The organism is Psychrobacillus sp. Z16_25, assembly GCF_056856695.1.
On record NZ_JBXEOV010000008.1, the window covers coordinates 137,555 to 158,388 of the forward strand.

Sequence of the window (20,834 nt, forward strand, 5' to 3'; positions counted from 1 at the left end):
CCTCACTCCTTTAGTTCAAGCGTTCTCTCATCCTCTTAAAATGTTTCTTCACTGCTAGTTCAGATGCTTGCACATCTCTCTTTTTAATTGCTTCTAATATTTCCAAGTGCTCCTTGAATGCTTGATTCTTGTTAGTTGGATGTTGGAAGTTCTGCTCACGCACTTCCTTAATAAGCTGGAGGTTTAATTTAATAAAGTTCTCCAACACATGATTATGTGTCGCTGTGGCCAAGGCTAAATGAAAATAGGTGGAGGCATTAAATGCCCCCTTCTCATGGTTGCCCCGTATGATATCATCCAACTCACTTAGTTCCTCATCTGTCACACGCTCGCATACTAATTTACACATACCAATTTCTAATAGCTCACGCGCCTCCAACAATTCCAGTATCTCTGCTTTTTTTAGTTCTTCTAATATATCTTGTTCATAGGTTAGATTTGATTCAATTGGACTGATGAGAATTCTTCCACCACCAGGAATCGTGCGAATAATATTTTTCGACTCTAGCACCCGAAAGGCATCTCGCAAAGTTCCTCTGCTTACATTCAACTCCTCTGCTAGACTTCGTTCGGTCGGAAGCTTTTCCCCTATTTGAAAAATATTCTGTTCGATCTTCTCATTTATATAGGTAATAACCTGTTCATATAAACGCTGATGCTGAATTCCCATAGTCTTTAACCCCTTAGCTCATTTACTTTTGTCTGCTTCTCTAAAAGCTGTTCCTCTAGTTCCTCTTCGGTAAGGACGTTCGATGATTTATTTTTAATTACCGGTATCAAGAACCCTAATACCCCTGCGACAGCACTTAGGATAAAGGCAGGTTCTGCTAATAGATCATTCACTTTAATAATAAGTTCTCCGTTCTGGATAATCAATCCAATTAATTGAGTTAAGACGATGATGAACCCTAACGATAAAAATGAGATTAAAGCGACAATAAAAACTTTATCTAGTATTTTTAACATCTATCCTTCTCCTCCTATATAGGTACTGGCAAGAATCCTAAAGCTATTAATACACCAATCAAGTAAACAGGCACGACATAATAGAAGATTAATGGCTTAAATGTCTTCCCAGGCTCTGCTCCGGCAATACCTGCTGCAATAAAAATTGGAGCAGACGAAGGTGGGGAAGCCCCTTCTGTAGAAGCAAACATTAAAATGGCTACTACTGCTAAAATAGGATGAACCCCTGCACTCACTAATACCGTAAAGGCAACTAGACCAATCGCTGTTAATGTAGCAGTCCCGGAAAGCGGACCAGCTACTAAAACAAGTAGAGCTCCCACGATACTTACAACAAGCCAAGCTGGCATTTCTAGGTTTGCCATCATACTCGTTAAATCTTCACTTAACCCCAGCTGTTTCAAATTCTCACTTGCTGCAAAAGCAAATAACAACAGAACACCTATGACAGAAAACTTTGCCGTTGCCCCATGTAAAAACTCATTCCAGCCAGTAAAGGATTTTGGTAGGTTCTTGTAACCAATTATCATACTGATTAATGTGATCAAAATCGGTACCCATACCAATATTGAGATACTATTAATCGCATCTTCTCCGATATTCGGATTTGCCATAAGCCTTTCCGCAAGAGGACCAATCGTAATTGTAAGCGGTATCAAAATACCAAAGAAAATGAATAACGATTTCCAGCCCATGACAAACGTTTTGCGAAGCGGCTCTAAGTTTTCTTTCCCAAGTGTTTCAATCTTATGTTTCTTTACAAACCAAAACGTTAAAATGACACGATACAGTACTTGATATAATCCACCTATTAGTAATGCTAGATACAAATCTCCCTCGGAAACTACAGCAGCGATAGGTGCAAAACCAAGTAATATGAACATCGAGCTACTAGGCGGTAATGCTATTCCAAGACCCGCATTTCCAGCGGACACGGTAGCTGCAAGCTCTGGAGACCACTTGGATTTAATCATCCATGGTATCGTCACCGAGCCGGTTGTAGCAGTATTTCCTGATCCTGATCCAGAGATTAAACCGAAAAGAGCAGATCCAGCTGTCTCCACGTGTGCAGGGCCACCAGGTAATCTCCCTAATAGGGAGTTTAATATATTTATCAATAACGCAATAATTCCAGTCTTATCGACAACATACGCCATAAACACGAACGCGAGCGCTGCAAATAAAACCTCATTCGTCGCCCCAAATACAATGCCATCCCACATCATACTAAGCGCCTTCGTCCCTCCAAACAAAGCAGTGATAACAAACCCTACAACCATAGCCTCCCCAATGCTACGCTTCAAGACAGTCGTCCAAACAATAATTAAAGCAATAAACACAAGCAATGCCAAAAATCCAATCCCCATACACTCACCCCTTATACTCATATTAAAATAAAATTGGATGAACCAATTATCCAATATGATTATTGTTGTGTCAATTCTTATTTTTCAATTTATTTTCTTGAACAAATAAAAAAGACATTAAACTAGAGTTTTAGCTCTGTTAATATCTTCAGTAGTTCCTTTAATATTATAAATGTGTCTAATTACATGGATTACTCCAAAACGCTTAAATCCTCTTTTTAATAGAATAAAAGTTGCTTACCATTCCTATGGAAAAGGCGCGACTTCTAGAAAAATCACTATACTTTTAAATTAAAATAAAGACTCCCAACTATGCTGAAAACCCATAACTGATTTAATATCATCAAAAGTAATTGTAGAAAATTTCCCTTCAAATTTTAAAAATAATTCCTTTATGCTTTTTAATAATTCATTAAAATTTTTTTTATTTAAAACTAACTTAAGTTGAGAAATGACTGTAAATAAATTACCTACAAGTAAACTAGTAGGGATGTTCAACAAATTAGAGATATGGTTACTCCTTGCCCGTCTGTTTAATTTAAAGCAATATAACCTTTCTTCATGCGCACAAACATTTCTAAACATATTAACAGTTTTTAAAATATCCAGTAATGTTTCTTTTGGAATGTGAGCAGAGAAATTGTAATTTCTTCTAAAACTAGTAGAGTAATCTTTGGCAATTAGCTCTTTTAGACCATCATCAAGGCACTCATAAAAATTATTAATATTCCCTATTGTAAGTTGGTTGGAAAGTACCCAAAATGGCACTTCTTGATGATTGTCAAGATAATGCTTTATGGGACTATTTTTACGCTTCGCATGCTTTGAAATAGTACTTGTGATAATTGATATTAATTCAACTATTTGCTTTAGCTGATCTGGATTATTTGTAAAACTTCTTATATCCATGTATGCATTTGCACTTGAAAACTTTTCAGGAAATCTATATGAAATTTTCGATTTAATGTCTTTTTCAAATATTAATAAGTATTTCAGTAGAATATTTCTTAATTCTCTATCAAACACATAAAGTGCATGTACTTCTTCAAACTTAGTATTTTGTATGTATAACTCTGGGGTAACAGGGACACTGACTGCATCTTTGACTAAAAAAAGATCTTTGTAACCATTTATAACATTATAATAACCTTCACTTTCCAGAATCCTTTTAGCTTTTGAACCATCTGATATTACCATGTTTCTTGATCTAAGTAACGTTAATTGTTGATTATGTGTTTTAAATGGTTTCACTTAGTATCACCCTTATAAAAAAATAGCCCGGTCCTCGGAAGGAACACGGGCTTGATCGTTAGGATTATTATATTATATGCAACACTTATAGTCAAATACTTAAATTCAAAAATTTTATGATTTTTTTACCCATTCACTTCCCCATAAACCTCATGCATCATATCTTCCATAATATATGACTTAAACTCTTCATTCTCTAATATCTTCATAAAAAACTCCTGGTTGCTACTCATACGGTCAATGACAAAATCCATAAATGTTTTTTCGAAAGCAAATTTAAAGTTTTCTTTTGTGTTGTTTTTTGCTTTTTGGCGAATGTCTTTATCGTTAAGCATGTCTTCCTTGACCTGCTCACGAGCAAGGAAATCTGACTCTGTAAACTGGGTGCCGAAGCGTTCATTAAGCTTTTCTAATATACTTGATAGACGAACTTTTTCATCTTCACCAGGCCCACCCGCACCGTACTTTTGCGGATCCAGCTCTTCGCCACCTTTTACCTCTAACTTAATGCTGCCTTCAAACACCTTTTGGTTACGATAGTATTCTAATGCTACATCGTCTGCTAAGTAAACGTCCTTATCGCCTGCTGATCGTGGAAGTTTTCGTAATAAATACGTTAAGTAAATATACTGTTTGTGTAAGCCTAAATCGATAAATGTTACGACTTGTAGCACGAAGCCATACGTACGAGTGAATTTTGTAGCGACTTGTTTAAAGGCCTCTTGCTCCTCATCAGACATTTTTTTAAAGCGTTCAACACCTTTGTCAAGAATAGCATTCAACTCTGTTTGTGCCTTTGTTGACTTCTTCACACCGCCTGTTACTTCTAGCTCATTGACCTTCTTTACTTCATCTTCTGTAAACACCTGATATTGCTCAATTTCAGCTTGCATATCATATAGGATGTTCGGGTCTGTAATTTCAGACAAACTTGTTGATTCATAGTACGGCTGGAATGAATTTTTGATATCTTCTGGATGGTTGATGAAATCGAGTACGAATGTATCTTCCTTACCTGGACAAGTACGGTTTAAACGAGACAATGTTTGCACTGCTTTAATACCGCTTAACGGCTTGTCTACATACATTGTGTGTAGCAACGGCTCATCAAATCCTGTTTGATATTTCTCTGCTACAAGTAACACTTTGTATTCATCTGAATGGAACTTTTCAGGTAGCTCTTTATCTGAGAATTTGTTCATGTCTGGCTCTGTATAAGAAATTTCACCATCTTTAACTGTTCCAGAAAATGCAACCACTGTTTTTAAGTCGTTATAACCCATTTCATCAATGTACTTATCAAAAGCGATTTTATAACGAACTGCGTGTAAACGGCTCGCTGTGACAACCATTGCTTTTGCACGACCACCAATTTTACGTTTCACGAAATTACGATAATGCTCAATAATGATTTCTGTTTTTTGTGCAATGCTATGTGGATGTAGCGACACATATTGTGCTAGTTTTTTCGTTGCTTGCTTTTGTGATACTTCTGGATCATCAGCAACTGTCTTCGCAATTTTCCAGAAAGTTTTATAGGTCGTGTAATTCTCAAGCACATCTAAAATAAAACCTTCTTCAATCGCTTGGCGCATCGTGTATTGATGGAATGCTACTGGTTTACCATCTACACCAACTGTACCGAACTTCTCTAACGTCTTCGGCTTCGGTGTCGCCGTAAACGCAAAGAATGAAACGTTATCCTGCTTACCACTTTTCATAATAGCTTCCACGATTTTCTCATCCACATCATCTAAGTTTTCTTCTGCAATAAGGTCTTCCTCATAAGCTGCTTCTAACGTCTTATCTGATAAAACATTCGTTAATGCCGTAGAAGCTTTACCACCTTGAGACGAGTGTGCTTCATCGATAATAACAGCATACTTTTTACGCTCTAAGCCCGCTACTTTTTCTAAAATGAACGGGAACTTTTGAAGCGTTGTAATGATGATACGTGTTTCATTATTAATAGCACGTGCTAATTGCTCTGAATCTTTATCAATCGGCTCAACCATCCCTGCTTTATGCTCCAGCTGATACACTGCATCTTGTAACTGTTTGTCTAACACTCGGCGGTCGGTAATCACGATAACACTACTAAAAATCGATTCATTGTCCTCGTTATGTAGCTTTGCTAAACGGTGAGCAAGCCATGAAATCGAATTCGTTTTTCCTGATCCGGCAGAGTGCTGAATTAAATAGTTATGACCGACTTTCTTTTGTTTTACATCTTCTTCTAATTTACGTACTACATCAAGCTGGTGGAAACGAGGAAAAATAAGCATCTGACGCTCCCCAATCGTTTCACCATTTGAATCTTTAATGTCGTCTTTCTTAATAAAGATGAAGCGGTATAAAATATCAAGCAAGCTATCTGGTACTAAAATCTCGTCCCATAAATAATGAGTACGATAATTGCTACCATAAGCTAAAGGATTACCCTTCCCACCATTGTTACCTTTGTTAAATGGTAGGAAGTATGTTTTCCCTTTATCCAACTTTGTCGTCATAAATACTTCATCTGGATCAACCGCAAAGTAAACCGCTACACGCTCATTAAACTTAAACAGTTGCTCCCGTGGATCACGATCATTCTTTAACTGCTTCATCGCATGCTCTACTGTTTGATTCGTTAATGGATTTTTCAGCTCCATCACAACAAGCGGTAATCCGTTCAAAAACAGGACCATATCTAAACTATTGTTATGCTTGTCGCTGTAATACACTTGGCGAGCCACATTAAAACGATTTTTCGTATACTGCTCATTTAACGTCTTATTCATATCCGTAGGTGGCTTATTATAAGCAAGCTGTAACGTCACACCACGGTCTTTAATACCTTTACGTAAACACTCAACCAAACCTTGTTTATGCAGCTGGTCTTTAATACGCTTCAACACTTCTTCTTTATAAGAAGGGCCATACGATTTCTCTAACGTACGCATACGCTTTTCCTGTGTTTCTTCTAAAAATACAAATAGCTCTTCAACGTCAATAGCATGTTGCTTGAAAGAAATACTTGCCTCTCCTTCAAGCACACGCTTTTTATAACCATTCGCAATTAAAGATGCTTCAATATTCGTTTCAAAACCTTTCTCTGAAGTATCCACTGCCATGACAACTCACCTCACTTAATCAAGTTCCATATTACGTACATCAATTTTGCCTGTTACCGCTTCGTAGATAAGGGACTGGCGGTATTCTTTTAGTTTTTCGATTTGATTTTCTACAATTCTTTTTAAATTATCTACTTCAGATACTTTAATTTTTAGGTGTTTCACTATGTTTTTTTGTTCCTCAATATTCGGCATAGGCAATTTTAAATTTTTTATTATTCCTAAATTCACCCTAGAGCGTGTTGTACCATTCGCAAAAGATTCTGCTTGAGCGATAGTAAAAGGTGTATTCATAGCATAATTAATATATTGATTCAAATAATTTTCTTTTAATTTTAATTTAATACAATCTGCAACAATAACGTACTTATCGTACATTTCAGGGACAACTGCTGACCTAGCAATTGGAGATGCCATTTTTGCTATAACTAAGTCACCTGGATATGCAATATGTCTTTTTAGTTCCTCGGATTTTTTTTCAGTTACAAAATTCATTTTAAAAACTCTTAGTTCACCATTCTTAATATTATTTAATTGTATAACTGGTATTCCTGAATCAACATATTCTTCGTTTTTTAAATCGGAACCGAATGGACCATCTACAAATGAGTTCTTCTTTTCACTAGCCATATGCTTTAAAGACAATAATCCCCAATGCTCAGGAATCTCACCAATCCACTCAACACCTGAATCTTTCATTTTTACATTCGGATTTAAACCTTTTGTAACAGCTTCTGTGATGATTGATTGGCGTTGTTGTTCTAATAATGCTATTAGATTTCCTTTATGCTTTAATAGCCCATCAATTTCAGCACATTTACAATCTAAATATTTCGCTATGATATTTTGTACTTCTTCAGAAGGGGTATTTATTTTATAATTCTCTACTTCCGATCCTACAATACTAGGTAAAGCTGTTTGAGTTACAAATCGATCCCAGGGAAACACTTCTAACAGATAATAAAAGTATCTTGGAGAATTACCTGAATAAATTTCAGTATAATACATAGTATCTACAGTCCAAAAATCACCTTCAACATATAAAGGTTTGCCTATTGTCCCTTTTCGACCAAATAATACTGAAGGACCTGTAAAAAGTTTTTTGTCAGTATACTTAAAAATTCCACCCGAACCATATACGTCAATAGCATTATTATCATAGTTCACTTCATTTATTATTTCTCGACCATTCTTTACTTTTAAATGATACTTTAATTTACTTTTAAGAAAGTTCGTAGTCATCCCATCACCTTCTTCAACTGCTCAGCAATCTCCGTTTCTAATGCTCTAATCTCATCCATAATTTCTACTGAGCTGCGCAATGCTGTGTATTTATAGAACTGGCGAGTGAATGGAATTTCGTAGCCGATTTTTGTTTTTGTTTCATCAATCCATGCATCTGGTACGTGTGGCAAGACTTCACGTGCAAAGTAGTCATGAATGCTTTCTTTTAACGGCACGTTTTCTGTATCACGTAAATCTGTATCTGGCTCGATGTCTGTTTTATTCTTCATACATACATCCGCTGTTTCATCTTTTTCAGATAAACCAGCTAAAATTGCTTTTAATACAGGCGCACCAATTGTGATGTCTGCTTCTTTTAACGCACCCTTTACTACTTTCGTGAACTCCTCACGATTTTTATATACCGTGTCGCTTTCTAACGTACGTAACACATATAAAATTTGCGTTTGCAGCTTTTTACCTTCTTCGATTTCAAAGTAACCTGCATCACCTTTTTTCTTCGTTGTCGCTAAGTTTGCAAAGCCTTTTTCTTCTACGACACGTGCAAGGCGTTCTTCAGTGATTTGGAAGTTTAAACGTAATGGACGTTCAACGGTAATTTTTGCGTAACCGAAGTCTTCATTATCGAAAATCTTCACGTATTCATTTGGCTGTGCATCACCATATAAACGTACGATTTCGTTAATTTGCTCTTCTGTAATTTCATTACGCTTGCTACCCATCGACTTTTTCATCTTCTTCGAGAAGTCTACAGCATTGACTAAACATACTTTTCCTTTATGAAGAGGTGCTTTATTGTTCGTTAAAATCCAAATGTACGTTGCAATACCCGTGTTGTAGAATAAGTCGTTTGGTAATGCCACAATGCCTTCTACTAAGTCATTTTCTAGCACATACTTACGAATTTCACTTTCACCAGAACCTGCATCGCCTGTAAATAATGGTGAGCCATTCATAATGATTGCCAAACGTGAGCCTTGTGGATTTTCAGCTGTTACTGGCTTCATTTTTGACAGCAAATGCAGTAAGAATAATAGTTGTCCGTCACTTGTACGAGGTGTACCTGGACCGAAACGCCCATCAAAGCCTTGTTTCTCATGTTCTTCTTTAATCGGCTTCTCATATGATTTCCAGTCCACTCCGTATGGTGGATTCGATATTAGGTAGTCGAAGTGGTCACGTGCGAATTGGTCATTCGATAACGTATTTCCTAAACGAATATTACGTGCATCCTCACCTTTAATCAGCAAGTCCGCTTTACAGATAGCATACGATTCAGGGTTAATTTCTTGGCCGAAAAACTCTAAATGCGCTGTTGGGTTTAGACTCAGTAAGTATTCCTGTGCAACAGAACCCATACCACCTGTTCCAGCTGCACAGTCATATAATGTTTGCGTTAAGCCAGGCTTCGTTAAAATGTTCGCATCGTCATGCAGGAATAATAAATGTGTCATCAAACCAATAACTTCACGTGGTGTGTAATGATCCCCTGCTTCTGCATTTTCATTGAAACGACGGATTAATTCTTCAAACACATATCCCATTTCAACATTCGAAACCGTTTCTGGATGTAAATCGATATCGCTAAAGCGTTTAATCGTTAAGTATAATAAGTTATTCTGATCCAACTTATCGATCTGACGGTCGAAGTCAAAGTGTTCCATAATATCACGAGCCACTTTTGAGAAACCATTTATATAATCACGTAAGTTATCAGCAATGTTATCTGAATCTGTTAATAACTTGTTGAAATCATATTTACTTGTGTTATGAAAGTTTTGCTTCGATACACGATTTAAAATAGGCTCACGTGCTTCCTCATTCATTGAAACGAACTGCTCTGCCTTCGCTAATACTTCTTCTTTTGTACTTTCTAATACGCAGTCAAAACGACGTAATACTGCTAATGGCAATACAATCTTACCGTAATCTTCTGGCTTATATGGCCCACGCAAAATCTCTGCAATTGACCATATGAAACTTACTTTATCTTGAAAATTGATCATTGTTATTCTCCTTAAATGTGTAAATCTATTTAATTAAGTGAAATTCACTCCCATAATTAATTATAAGTGACATTACAAGACAATAAAAGGTAACACCCTTAATAGTTTTTGTCTCTTTTGCTAACACCTGTAGTCATCTCACAATATTTATACATGGGAATATTATGTAAGATGACTATAGACTGACTCCTTATAGTGCAAAAGAAAAAACCCTTGAATAGCAAGGGTTTTTCTGCCTCTCTAAAAAAATTTTATATTTCAGATAATTTTAAGAGGTGTGAACGTCGTATTAGTAGCACATAGAAAAGCTTCATCCCATTGAATGTAATAGACACCCTACTACGTCACAAATATACCTTTTCCAAGTGCAGTGTCCTCTCGCCAAAGCCCATCTCTATGAATCGTGATGTGTGTAGAAAAGTCTCCAAATTGTTGCTTATATGCATTCAGTACAACCACCATTTATTTCCTATGAAATTTATAGTATGGAGACGGCGGGATTTGAACCCGTGTCCAGAAGCTCCAATACGCCGGCTTCTATGCGTGTAATCTGCTTATTTACGATTCGCGAGTCTTTATGCCGACACTTAGAATCACTAGGATTTACACGTTTCAAAGCCGCGCTCATTTTCTAGGGAGTATTATAAATTTACGAACTTAGTTCAATGACCTATTTTTATAACAAGAAACTCTCCTAACACTAATTTAATTCATGAAAGATTTTAAAAATTTGTGTACGAATAGACGAATAACTGTATCAGATTTTTTCCCATTAGATAGTCTACTTTCATCAAAATAAATTCTAGTGCTTAGAAACTCTATGAATCTAGATTTCAAATTATTAAAATCACTGTTTTTCATTAATTCCTCAACTAATTTATTTTCAACTATGATAAAAAAGTTTACATAACTAATCAGAGTATTATCTTCTTTAATTTCTATGAAAGCGTCCATATACTCTCGATTGAATTTCACATCAATAACATCTACAAAATATACTAAAAATTTTGAGTACAAAACTTCCATAGGATAATGTTCCCATAAATCTTTTATTACTTTATCTTCTTCTTTATATTTTAAAAATACCTCAAATAAATTAAAACTGATACCCTTAATCGGACCCTTTTTCTCCCAATCAAGCGGTTTTTTATCTTTATTACCAAAAAATATATTATAGAATTTTCCTAAATAGTTAATTTCCTCTACCGGCTTTAATAGTAAAAAAACTTTCAATAAACTTTCAATATCATTTAACTCATCTAATTTTAAGTTTAATAACTCTAACATATTTAGATATCTATTATCGTTATATTTTTTTAAAAGAGCAGATGTAAGTTCAAATATTTCAGAATCTAATCCAAATTTAAAAATGACTTCTAAGAGTCCCGCATTATTTTCAGTAGAAATTAAATGCTTAGCATAAAAATATTCAAAGAATGATCTATGATAAAATTTATAAGTTGCTTCTTTTTCTCCAGATACATATAGTTCCGTACGTTGAGAACAGAAATCCAAGAATTCTGATATTGCATCTTGTGCTGAGGCCTCACAACTATAAGTATTCCTATATCTATCCAATAAACATTCTTCCACTAGTACTTTAGAAACTTCTTTATTATTTGGTTTAGATAAATTAGACAATTTTTCAAACGTCACTTCTTTATTCAAAATAGGATTTATTTTCCTAAAATCAAAGGTAGATTTATTATAGTCTCTTTCTCTTTTTTTAGAAATATAATCAATACATTTATCATATAAATCTATTTTATTTTCAGGAAGTTCTCTTTCTGCTTTAAAAATATTTATTAGTAATGATAACTGTAAAAAGCTTACTAAAAATCCACTACGAATTAACTTGTTACATTGCTTTTTAAAATCCTCTTTATCCTCACTATTAAAAAAATTTAATTTCCCCATTTTTAAAATATATTCTTCAACATCTTCTAAATTTATTTTTTGTACTTGATAAGTGATTCTAGTCTTAGGTGTGAAACCGATTTCTCTAGAAGTTATACATACTTTATTATTTTGATTAAACAATTTAAAAAAGCTTATTATTTTTGCATTTAATCTATCTCTATCATTTATTTCAACTTCATCTAATGCATCTAATAATATAAGAGCTTTTCCCTCCGCCAAAATGTATTTAATTAATTCTAGACTTATTTCTTTTTCATTCATGCCTGTATATTCAATTATGCTTAACCTTATAAATTCTTCTACTGATACGATACCGAGTTTCCCCTCAAACTCTTTAAACTTCTTTAAATCACAATAGATAGGTACCATTTTTTCTGCATCAAAAACATTTAACTCATTATATTTATTAATTATATTTTTTAAAAATAATGACTTACCAAACCCAGCACCACCGATTATAGAAACTATATTAGATTCCACAAAAATATCTTTCCAGTCTAAACTACTTTTTTTATTATTGGCACTGATATCTTTTTTATAAAATTTAAATTTAGGAAATACATAAAAAGAATATAAATCCAGTTCATCAATCCCATAGATATGTGAGGTTTTGTTTCTGTCCAACATTATTTCAACGTATTTTTTAATAATATCTTCATAAATACTTGTATCTTCAAGAATTTTAAAATTAGATAGATTTTTTTTTATTCTTTCTTCAATCTCTTTTAACGAATCATTTATAAAATAAATAGTACCTTTAGAATTTTCGTCTAAATTTTTATATAATTCATCTTCTAGCAATTCAAACATTCTTATAAAATATGTATTTACAAGCTCCTTTCTTAATAAAATTCCATTTTTTTCATTAACATAATTGATTGCATTTTTAGTTACTTCATCGATAAATGTCTCTTTTGAAAGAAACTTGTAATCTTCTTGGTTGCTTTTTATTATTATCCTAGCTCTAAAGTACTCTCTAAAATCTGCTTTTAAACTTTCACTTTTTAAAAATTGCTCAAAATGATATGAATCAGTATCTAAATCCTCGAACTCTTCTAAATGAAAATTTAATTTTCTATCAATGTCATTTTCCAAATTATATTTACCAAATGACTTTAAAATATCACAAGTAAAATTACTAGCTATACTAACTAATGCACTTCCTATAACCCCACTCATAAATACCTCCCAAAATATGTATTTCGTTATAATTAATTATATTTTAAATTACTAAAAACACAAGAAAGATTAAGTAACTTAAAGCTTCTCTCTATCTACCCGTTTAACTAATCACACCTCAATATATTTACCAGATAACTAGATTCCCTGTTCTTCTATATCATACCTAATTCATACGTCGACTTCTTTATACTAAAAAAATAATAATCTTTCCCACATGTTGCCTAGTAATACCAGCTAATTCACCTATTTTTTTCTTGCAAAATCCATGAATATCCATTATTATCGGTGAAACTAACTATTATTAATAAAACTTTTAAAGCTGCGAAAGAGAGTTCTTTCAATCCCCCACTAGCGATAAAATCTATATCTACCGATACTTTATTTCACTTTCTGTATACGTTTGTGCTATATGATTTTTTGCTTTTGTAATTAAACCAAAATCCATTTTTTTATTCATCTTATTAAAAAGTCGATGTGACGTTCTCTCGGCTCCACTATTGTGCGAATACGTACATTAATTTAATAACAGCGGCATCACTAAAACCTATAAATGTTGTCGCGCTCCTTTTTTTACTTCCTTATCAATTTTTATTTGGATGTTTCTCCAGAAACGTCTGTTACCCATCCATTATTATAAAACTTGCTTAGTACGCTTTAATCTACTTTAAGCTTATTAGTATAGTCGCGGGAGTAACCTGTAAAACATCTAAGTAATGATTCAATTTATCAATATTTATATCCTCCACATAAGCTATACGGCTAACATCAATAAATTGATTAAAAATGTACATATAACTTTCATTTGTACGTGGTCTTTTACCTGCTATTCGCATTTGATTAAATACTGTATCCATTGTTGCGCTAATTGGCATACATTCGTTTTGCTCATCCTTATTATTAGACAAAACTACTACATCCCCTTTCACAGCAAAAATACCATGCTTACGTTTCCTATTTGACATAGAAAAAACCTCCTAATATGCTTTATTAGAAGGTTCTTGAATAAGTTTAGAATATGTAAATTTCCATAGGTATAAGAAAAGGGATATTGTTCAAGAGTTCAACTCCCGTTCAATATCCCTAGTCTTATAAAGGCTGATATATCAACTAATTGTATGGAGACGGCGGGATTTGAACCCGCGTCCAGAAACTCTAACACTTAAGCTTCTACGCGTGTAGCTTACCTATTTGGGTTTCGCGTGACATTATGCCGATAAGCGGGCGTCCTGTACGCTAACTTGGAAATCTCTTGCTGGCAGCTCAAGTGGCACTGACAGCCGTATCCCACTAAGAGTGAGCTCTACCTAGCCACATGGGCGATGGATAGATAAAGCAGATCCGCGCTTACGCTGCGAATGCTAAGTTGTTGTTTGTTTTGCCTGTTATTATAAGGTCCGTTTTTACAGAGCCGAGCCTCTGACGCGCAACTCAAGCTTAGATCATCCCTGTCGAATCCATAACGTCCCCGTTTATGGAATAATGTAAGCTTCGTTACAGTGATAATGATACATCAAAGTTGGTCAAAATTCAAGGGAAAGGCTTATACCAATGCTAGCAGGTTCTTCCTTGCCTGCTGCTTGGATTAGAGTTCTGGCTATTCTGCGGTCCGGCTCTTTATTGATTCCGTGCCTTGAACGCACGCTCCATCTCACGTTTTGCTTCCTTCTGCTTGAGGACGTCGCGCTTGTCGTAGTCCTTCTTCCCTTTTCCTAGTCCGATTAATACCTTGGCATAGCCGTTCTTGATATACATCTTCAAAGGGACGATGGTGTAGCCCTCGCGCTTTGTTTCTCCGATTAACGTGTTGATCTGCTTTTTATGTAGCAGCAGCTTTCTTGTACGAAGCGGGTCGTGGTTGAAGCGATTCCCTTGCTCGTATGGGCTGATGTGCATGTTGGAGATCCATGCCTCGTTGTTACGGATTCGGACGAAGGAGTCCTTTAGCTGCACCTTCCCGTTTCGGATGGATTTTATCTCGGTTCCCTGCAAGACGATCCCCGCCTCGAAGGTATCCTCGATGAAATAGTCATGGCTCGCCTTTTTGTTTTGGGCAAGCACCTTGTCGTCGTGTTTCTTTGCCAATAGATTCACCCCTACACAGCGTTGAGGAGCGCGCTGTTACGCTCCTCTATTTTTTCTTTGGTCTCTTACGACGCTGCGATTTTTTCGCAACGGATTCGTAGAATTTCTTTTTCTGTTTTGGTCCTTTTTTTGGTCCTGGCTGAGATTTATCCTTGCGATCCTTGCCGCTGCCTTTTTTAGAGGCATGGATGACCTTAGGAGCCTCCTTGCGAGTACGGCCGAAGGATTTCTTCATTCCCACTACCTCGAAGTCGATGGCAGCCTCCTCTGGATTAACAGAAGCCACTCGAACGGTAACCTCGTCTCCAATACGGAACTGCTTGCCAGAGCGCTCACCGATCATCATCATTTGACGATCATCGAAGCGGTAGTAGTCGTCTGTCATGTTCGTTACGTGGACAAGCCCCTCAATCGTGTTAGGAAGCTCGATAAACATCCCGAAGTTCGTAACAGAGCTTACGATACCCTCGAACTCTTCTCCGATCTTATCGGCCATATATTGCGCTTTTTTCAGTGCATCGGTATCACGCTCTGCATCTACTGCACGGCGCTCACGCTTCGACGTATGCTCGGCAATATCGTCCATGATTGCTCCCCAGTGGTTGATCGTCGCAGAGGATACATCTCCGTTTATTAAATACGTACGGATCAATCGGTGCACGATCAAGTCCGGGTAACGACGAATCGGTGACGTGAAATGCGTATAGAACTCGGTCGATAAACCGAAGTGTCCTAGACATTCTGCATAATATTTCGCCTGCTGTAGCGAGCGAAGCAGCATTGTTGAGATTACCGGCTCCTCCGGCATTCCTTCAATACTTTCTATGATTTCTTGAAGTGCCTTCGGATGAATATCGTTTCCAGAGCCCTTCACGACTAAGCCGAAGTTTGTCAGGAATTCGAAGAAGCGTTGTAGCTTCTCAGGCTTTGGATCCTCATGGATACGATAGATGAACGGTACATCCATCCATTTGAAATGCTCTGCTACTGTTTCATTGGCAGCTAGCATGAACTCTTCGATCAGGCGCTCTGCCACTGTACGCTCACGAATGGATACGCCAGTTGGCCAGCCGTCTTCATCAATCGAGATTTTTGCCTCTGGGAAGTCGAAATCAATTGCCCCGCGGCGCTCTCTTTTATTGCGCAGAATCTCTGCAAGCTCTGCCATTAATTCGAACATCGGCACGAGGTCTTTATATCGCTCGATAAGAGCCTCGTCCTTTTCCTCTAGTATCTTATAAACATCGGAATACGTCATACGCTCCTTTGTCTTGATGACACTTTGGAAGATTTCATGCGACAGGACCATACCAGAGCCGTCGATGATCATTTCACAGGATAGCGTCAGACGGTCCACCTGTGGATTCAAGGAACAGATTCCGTTCGACAGACGATGTGGAATCATCGGGATTACACGGTCTGCCAAGTAAACGCTCGTTCCTCGGTCATATGCTTCACGGTCAATCGGCGAGCCCTCTGTCACATAATGGCTAACGTCAGCAATGTGGACGCCTAGCTTATACGTACCATCTGGAAGCTTCTGCACCGTAACAGCATCATCCAGGTCCTTCGCGTCTGCTCCGTCAATCGTTACGATCACTTCATTGCGAAGGTCACGACGATTTTCTAAATCCTCTTCTGCGATTTGATCTGGCACGGATTCCGCTTGGTCGATTACGTCTTGCGGGAAGTCAATCGTAATGCCGTGCTTATAGATAATAGACAGGATATCGACACCTGGGTCATTTTTATGCCCAAGAATCTTCGTGACAATCCCTGTAGCCGAGCGTCTTTCACTTGGCCATTCGGTGATTTCCACTACTACCTTATGCCCTTCTATGGCACCTAGCGTGTCACCCTTTGCGATGAAGACATCCATCGGCACTTTCTTGTCGTCCGGGATGACGAAGCCAAATCCTTTATTATCCTGGAACGTTCCTACCACCTGTGTGATTCCTCTTTGGGTGATTTTGATGATTGACCCTTCACGACGGTCTCCAGAGGATTCCTTCGATACGCGGATAAGCACCTTGTCTCCGTTCATCGCACCGTTCGTTTCCGTCGGGGGAATAAAGATATCGTCCATGCCATCTTCTTCTGGGGCAACGAATCCGAAGCCCTTTGCATGCCCGATAAATGTCCCTGCGATTAAATTCATACGAGCTGGGACACCATAACGATTAGAGCGTGAGCGGACTACCTGCCCAGCTTCCTCCATTTGGACAAGTGTTTTGACGAGTGTTTTAAAATCGTCTGCATCCTCTAATTGTAAATGCTCCTCGATTTCCTTTGTGGTCATCGGCTTATATGCTTCATCGTTCATTAATTCCAATAATGTTTCCTTTAAATTGTCCATCCTAAAACATCCCTCCTTTTTCAGCGTGTGCGCAATCGGTCCGTTTTACACATTCCAGTCCAGTGATTCTAAAAAGTTTAGGATATCAGCGTGTAGCTGCTCCTTTTCGGAATCTAGCGTAATAACATGACCTGAGTTTTCATACCATTTGATATCTTTGTCGAGCGATTCTGCCTGCTCGTATATGTAGTTGGCAGAGTTTATGTCGATCACGGTATCCTTCTTCCCTTGCGTCACAAGTAACGGTGCATAGATATGATCCACTTTTTCGCGGACATTGTAGACGAATTCGCGCAGCTCTCCAAGCGTTTGCATTGGTCGCTGACGGATTGCCTCTACTTCTTCTTCTATCTGTTGCGCCGACTTTCCTTCATATCGTTTATAATCTCTTGCGTATTTTAATACTCCCTCAAACATGAGGTCCGTTGTTCTCATCGTCATCGGTGAGCACATCGTGACAATCCCTTTTACAGGGACTGTATACCCTAATTTTAATGAAAAAATGCCTCCCAGGGAAAGGCCGGCAACCGCTATCTCATCATAGCCCTCAGCCTTTAGGCGGTCGTATGCACGGATCACATCCTTCCACCAGTCTTGTGGCCCTGTCTCCAGTAGCTCCTCTGGTGGCACCCCATGCCCCTTGTAATGCGGCGCAAGCGAAGTATAGCCGTTCTTCTCTAAAAATCTCCCAAGCATTCGGACATCCGAGGAGTTCCCCGTGAAACCATGCAGCAGTAGGACCGCACGTTTCCCAGCCTGGAAAAAGAATGGCTTCGGTGTCGTAATTCTCATTCAATAAAACCTCCGTTTACACCTATTGCTTTTATTTTAGCTTATGTATAAAAAAATAGAAAAGAAAACGCCTAACCAATCGTATGTTGGCCAGGCGTACGCATGCTTATTAGAATTTCATAACAGCGATTGTCAAAATAAAGAACAATACTGAAAGAACAATCGTCACTCTATGTAACACAAGGTCCATACCTCGAGCTTTTTGTTTGCCAAATAGTTGCTCAGCTCCACCGGAGATCGCTCCTGACAGTCCAGCACTCTTTCCTGATTGCAATAATACAACCACAATCAAAGCAAGTGACACGATTACTAATAATACCATTAAAAATGTACTCATTGTTACACCTCCTGATAGAAACTTTCACAACAACTCTTATCATAACAAAGATATTAGAAAGTTACAATAGTATGAACAAAGATATAGAGTTAATTCCATCTGCTAAAAAGAGGAAATTCATATTATAATAGACTTACACAAATATTTAGAAAAGGAATTATCATCATGAAAAACAAACTATGGATTTCCGCCATCCTTATTGCCTTAGGCTTAATCGTTCTAAACTATTGGTTTACCTTGGAGGAGCAAACTTCGCTCCCTTCTGAAAAATGGAGTAGAGCTTTCCCGGTAGATGCCCCAGAAAGTAGATTCTCTGTCATTCAGGTTGTAGAAGAGGATGCGGGCTACACAATCAGTTTAAGAGATTTTGATCATCAATACGTGCTAGGCTGTGATAGAGAGTTAGATTGTGAGCATTTGCATACATATGAAATTTTCACTACTACCAAGAATACGTGGAGTGACCGGGATGAATTTTATTATTACCGCAATGAAGCACTGATCCGCAAAGACGCCTCGAGAGAAGAAACGATTGCCCAGGGCGTTGATAACTTTGTGAAGAATAAAGAGCAGCTTGTCTACTGGACGAAGGATCAAGAGGTTGTAGTAGGCGACCAAGTGACTCCTTTTCATGAGCCTATCTACGACGTGCAGCTGGTAAATGATGTGGTGTTCGTGGTAACAAAGAGTAAGACAGAGAACTATTTTGTTGTTTATCAGCTTACGAGTGAGGCAAGGGAACTTTTTGCGTTTAAGCTGGGAGCAATGGATATCGTCAACTCCCTGGACTTTATGGAAATGAAGGACGGCTTCGGGGTGCTGGCGGAAACGACACTAATTGCTGGTGGCTCGAAATCCAAAACGATTCAGCTAGCAGCATTTGATTTGTCGGAAAACCAGCAGTTCGCGTTTGAGACAGTAACTTTTGTCAATGAAGAGACGGGTCGCAAGCTACCTAGCATAGACACACCAAGCATTCTTTTTGTGGAAGATGCAACCTATGTAGCCTTCTCTTCATCCAACCAATTATACGCAGGGAAGCTTGAGGATTTGGTCGTGACTGCCTCGGCGTTTAGCAAAGCGGGTGAGCATAACGACCGTCCGACCATGCTGAACGAGGACACCGTGCTCTTTTTTGATATCGAGGGCACGAAGAAGCATTTACAGTTTGTATCCTCTGAGGCGGAATTAATTGAAGAAAGTAAACAGCTTCAAGATGGGGACTTGAAGGAAGCTTTGTACACGTTGATTTCGAAGTTGTTTAATGGGTTTATACTCATTGTGTTCTCTTTTACATGGATCGTTGCTACTTTGGTGATTGTCTATGGATTGCTGATGGGGCTACAAAAGAAGAATATTTTGAACTTGCATAGCAAGATTTTTGGCTTATTCGTTTTATTGCTGTTCATTTCCCAGGCAATCTTTTTTACTCAGATGATTTCGATTGAAACACTGCTGAGCACATTGCCATTTGTGGAAAGTAGCATGCAATTAGTGGGCGTGCTATTGGGCGGGGTTCTTTTATCTCTTGTGCCGCTGGTGATTAGCAAGCTGCGGGTGACAGACGAGACCTTTCATTTTGCAGTAATATTTACGACGTTGTTCAACTTGGTGGTCGTTTGTTTACTGATTGGACCTTATATGTATGGATAAGATGGCATGGGAAAGCTGCTTCGGGGGAAGCAGCTTTTTTGTTTTGGGGAGGGGTTTTTGCTTTTAGGTGATCGCTGGGTCGGAATTACAACATTGGCCGTGATTTTTACAACATTATGGTCTGTTTTTACAACATTGGAGGCTATTTTTACAACATTCTTTCTCTCCGGAAGAAGAATTACAACATTATCGCTCATTTTTACAACATTAGGACCAAGTTTTACAACATTGGAGCCTGTTTTTACAACATTCTTTTTCTCTATGAATGTCCTCGGAGAAAAAGTGCTACAATCAAGCTCATTTCTGCTACAATGACCTTCATTTTTGCTACAATCCCTAGCATTTTTGCTACAATGGATTCCCACGAAAGAAAAAGTGCTACAATCAAGCTCATTTCTGCTACAATGACCCCCATTTTTGCTACAATCCCCATAGTTTTTGCTACAATGATCCCCCGGAAAGAAAAAGTGCTACAATCAAGCCCATTTCTGCTACAATGACCTTCATTTTTGCTACAATCCCTAGTGTTTTACCCACACCAACCAAAAAACCGCCCACACA

General features: G+C 37.5%; 15 protein-coding genes and 1 other RNA gene. 1 reads left to right on the forward strand and 15 read right to left on the reverse strand.

The window, feature by feature from the left end; translation table 11 throughout:
- Positions 1-10: 10 nt before the first annotated feature.
- The 14 genes from AC1VU3_RS10540 to secG form a co-directional block, all read right to left on the reverse strand.
- Complete coding sequence (locus AC1VU3_RS10540; RefSeq protein ID WP_482983437.1) at positions 11-670, reverse strand: FadR/GntR family transcriptional regulator; 660 nt, start codon at positions 668-670, stop codon at positions 11-13.
- Between the two features lie 5 nt (positions 671-675).
- Entirely contained in the window at positions 676-966 is a 291-nt protein-coding gene (locus AC1VU3_RS10545) for a hypothetical protein (RefSeq protein ID WP_482983438.1), read from the reverse strand.
- A gap of 14 nt (positions 967-980) precedes the next feature.
- Positions 981-2,333, reverse strand: coding sequence for a TRAP transporter large permease subunit (locus AC1VU3_RS10550; protein ID WP_482983439.1), 1,353 nt, complete (start codon positions 2,331-2,333; stop codon positions 981-983).
- A gap of 291 nt (positions 2,334-2,624) precedes the next feature.
- Complete coding sequence (locus AC1VU3_RS10555; RefSeq protein ID WP_482983440.1) at positions 2,625-3,584, reverse strand: Abi family protein; 960 nt, start codon at positions 3,582-3,584, stop codon at positions 2,625-2,627.
- Positions 3,585-3,709: 125 nt separating this feature from the next.
- The gene (locus AC1VU3_RS10560) at positions 3,710-6,700 is read right to left on the reverse strand and encodes a type I restriction endonuclease subunit R (protein ID WP_482983441.1); all 2,991 of its coding nucleotides are present in this window, start codon (positions 6,698-6,700) and stop codon (positions 3,710-3,712) included.
- 15 nt (positions 6,701-6,715) lie between these two features.
- Positions 6,716-7,942 (reverse strand): restriction endonuclease subunit S, encoded by a 1,227-nt coding sequence (locus tag AC1VU3_RS10565; RefSeq protein ID WP_482983442.1) that lies wholly within the window; start codon positions 7,940-7,942, stop codon positions 6,716-6,718.
- The gene (locus tag AC1VU3_RS10570) at positions 7,939-9,951 is read right to left on the reverse strand and encodes a type I restriction-modification system subunit M (protein ID WP_482983443.1); all 2,013 of its coding nucleotides are present in this window, start codon (positions 9,949-9,951) and stop codon (positions 7,939-7,941) included. Before AC1VU3_RS10570 ends, AC1VU3_RS10565 begins: the two co-directional genes overlap by 4 nt.
- Before the next feature lie 705 nt (positions 9,952-10,656).
- Positions 10,657-13,050, reverse strand: a complete 2,394-nt coding sequence (locus tag AC1VU3_RS10575) for an NACHT domain-containing protein (protein WP_482983444.1) — start codon at positions 13,048-13,050, stop codon at positions 10,657-10,659.
- Positions 13,051-13,712: 662 nt separating this feature from the next.
- Entirely contained in the window at positions 13,713-14,015 is a 303-nt protein-coding gene (locus AC1VU3_RS10580) for a hypothetical protein (protein WP_482983445.1), read from the reverse strand.
- A 151-nt stretch (positions 14,016-14,166) separates the two neighbouring features.
- Positions 14,167-14,520, reverse strand: a transfer-messenger RNA (tmRNA) gene (gene ssrA, locus AC1VU3_RS10585).
- Positions 14,521-14,667: 147 nt separating this feature from the next.
- Positions 14,668-15,135 (reverse strand): SsrA-binding protein SmpB, encoded by a 468-nt coding sequence (gene smpB / locus AC1VU3_RS10590; RefSeq protein WP_482983446.1) that lies wholly within the window; start codon positions 15,133-15,135, stop codon positions 14,668-14,670.
- A gap of 46 nt (positions 15,136-15,181) precedes the next feature.
- Positions 15,182-17,491 (reverse strand): ribonuclease R, encoded by a 2,310-nt coding sequence (gene rnr / locus AC1VU3_RS10595; RefSeq protein ID WP_482983447.1) that lies wholly within the window; start codon positions 17,489-17,491, stop codon positions 15,182-15,184.
- Between the two features lie 45 nt (positions 17,492-17,536).
- Positions 17,537-18,283 carry an alpha/beta hydrolase gene (locus tag AC1VU3_RS10600; protein WP_482983448.1) on the reverse strand — a complete coding sequence of 249 codons (747 nt, stop codon included), beginning with the start codon at positions 18,281-18,283 and terminating at the stop codon, positions 17,537-17,539.
- Positions 18,284-18,392: 109 nt separating this feature from the next.
- Positions 18,393-18,620 carry a preprotein translocase subunit SecG gene (gene secG / locus AC1VU3_RS10605; protein WP_480388553.1) on the reverse strand — a complete coding sequence of 76 codons (228 nt, stop codon included), beginning with the start codon at positions 18,618-18,620 and terminating at the stop codon, positions 18,393-18,395.
- A 165-nt stretch (positions 18,621-18,785) separates the two neighbouring features.
- Between secG and AC1VU3_RS10610 the strand changes: the two genes are divergently transcribed.
- A complete protein-coding gene (locus tag AC1VU3_RS10610) occupies positions 18,786-20,273 on the forward strand; it encodes a hypothetical protein (protein ID WP_482983449.1) in 1,488 nt (495 codons plus the stop codon).
- Between the two features lie 259 nt (positions 20,274-20,532).
- On the opposite strand, the gene AC1VU3_RS10615 is transcribed toward AC1VU3_RS10610, so the two are convergent.
- Complete coding sequence (locus AC1VU3_RS10615; protein ID WP_482983450.1) at positions 20,533-20,706, reverse strand: hypothetical protein; 174 nt, start codon at positions 20,704-20,706, stop codon at positions 20,533-20,535.
- Positions 20,707-20,834: the final 128 nt, after the last annotated feature.